2 protein-coding genes are annotated in these 1,832 nt (G+C 56.9%); one reads left to right on the top strand and one right to left on the bottom strand.

Annotation, left to right across the window (positions count from 1 at the left end; translation table 11 throughout):
- Positions 1-186, top strand: a 186-nt coding sequence (locus BN2476_RS47885; protein ID WP_218274617.1) for a hypothetical protein, incomplete at its 5' end; no start/stop codon positions are given.
- A gap of 99 nt (positions 187-285) precedes the next feature.
- Here the strand turns inward: BN2476_RS47885 and BN2476_RS44455 are convergent.
- Positions 286-1,629 (bottom strand): hypothetical protein, encoded by a 1,344-nt coding sequence (locus tag BN2476_RS44455; protein ID WP_087740433.1) that lies wholly within the window; start codon positions 1,627-1,629, stop codon positions 286-288.
- Positions 1,630-1,832: the final 203 nt, after the last annotated feature.

Here is a 1,832-nt window from a genome sequence, read left to right as displayed (position 1 = left end):
AACCTTAACGAGACCGGAAATACGAACATCGCGATCATGAGTCACGGCCCGGCCACCTACGTCAATTCAGAGCAACAGCCTTTATGGGCCTTCGACGGTGGCAAATGGCGCAAGTTCATGATTCTTCAGTCTGATCCCCGCCAGGCGATAGGCACCTTGAGGATGCGACGCTTGACTCGCAAGTGACCACCCTTGTAGCGCACCAACCCATGAGGGGCGCCATTGGCGGCCGCCGGCACGCGCCTGCCAATGGCGCCGACACGCTGGAGGCAAAGCTGTTCCTGGTCAGCGGAAATTCGGAGGAGATTCGGAAACATCTTCGAGCGATGCGTGTAGCGTCAGTGCTTGACGCACGACCTCACGTATCAGGCCGCGCTTGAGTTGCGTTCCAGCCGCGACCGCAGATGTGACGTCTGTCGAGAGATACTGTGCAAATGCGCTGAGCAAGACTTTTTCAGGGCCCCGCGGTGGAACCGGATGATAAACACCGTTCACGATGAGACCGCCATTCCCGTCCACAGCCACGCCGCCGAACAACCGCCCTACTACGTCGTAATCCTTGGGCGGCTGAGCGGGCCGCCAGGATAATTGCAACGTCGCGCTTCGGTTTCCTTCATCGATGTCCAACACGGATGCCGACACATATGGTCGCAGTAGTGCATCGCTGCGTCCAGATTCAAATCGATCACCCTTCACAAGATCTTCGCTGCCACTCACCGCCGGCATAAGGTACGAATGGTTACCTTCGAAGCGATGCACAAGCACTGCCGCGCGTGGAATCGCGGCATCCCAGCGCTCGCGTACGCGAAACTCTACAAGATATTGGCCAATTTCTGCGGCGAGATAGCCAGGAAGAGATCGATGGTGCAGTGGACGGAGCGTCACTGTTGAATCGAACCCGCCATAGGGACCACTCCACACGCGGCTTTCGTCGAGCCAGCCTCGGGAGCGCATACACCATGCATTTAACCCCGGACCGATGTTCACGTAGTTTTCATCCGGTGCTTCGCGATCGGGAAAGGCCGCGGTGCTCATCACGTCCCACGGGTCCCGATAGTCTGTAAAGGAACCTTCAAGGCGCGCATGGTCCAGCCCGTATCCATGCCCCATCTCCTGTCCGAGAAGGCTGGGCTGAAGCGAATCGTCGTCACACAGGGCGGCCATGCCTCCTAACCACCCACACAGGTCGGTACTGCCATACGCGGACACGACGACACCGTCGAACGTGCCGGATGCCGCCATATCGGCCGACGCAAGTGCACGCGCGGCATCCAGCAGGCCATTTCGGTTGAGCTTTCCGTCAGGCTGCGGGTAGACGTTCCCAACATAGGCGCTGCGAGGCTGACTAAGTCGATACCATCCGAAGACCTTTGATCGATCGAGATCAAGACGCCCATGCGACATATCGCTGAAAAATTCCGGCATATTCATCGTTCCGCCGCCCTCGCTCGTGAATAGTTTTTGGCGAGGCTCCAGCGAAGGTAGCGTATCTGGATCGTCTTGGAAACATACACACAGTACGGCCCACCGTGAAGATGTTCCTCCGTAAAGCGCGCTGATCATCTTTTCAAGCCAGCTGTAGTCGACATCGAGCGGGCGAATGTTCAATTCGCGGTCAATCGTGGTCATTGTGCAGTCTCCTTAAATCGACTCGCACTGGCGGTCCGGAATGTACCGGCATAAAAGTGCGAGTCGTCCTACGTGAGAAAACCAAAGTTTCCAAACCAATGACCGAGATTGTTTGCAGCTATCGCTGCTATCGCGGTGGTCGTTATGACAAAGACGATACTCGCCCCGACCTATTTCAATGACGGCTAGTGTTCTGTCTCAGA

The sequence above is a fragment of the Paraburkholderia piptadeniae genome (assembly GCF_900007165.1).
Taxonomy (GTDB): domain Bacteria; phylum Pseudomonadota; class Gammaproteobacteria; order Burkholderiales; family Burkholderiaceae; genus Paraburkholderia; species Paraburkholderia piptadeniae.
This window is presented reverse-complemented; position numbering and strand designations above follow the sequence as displayed.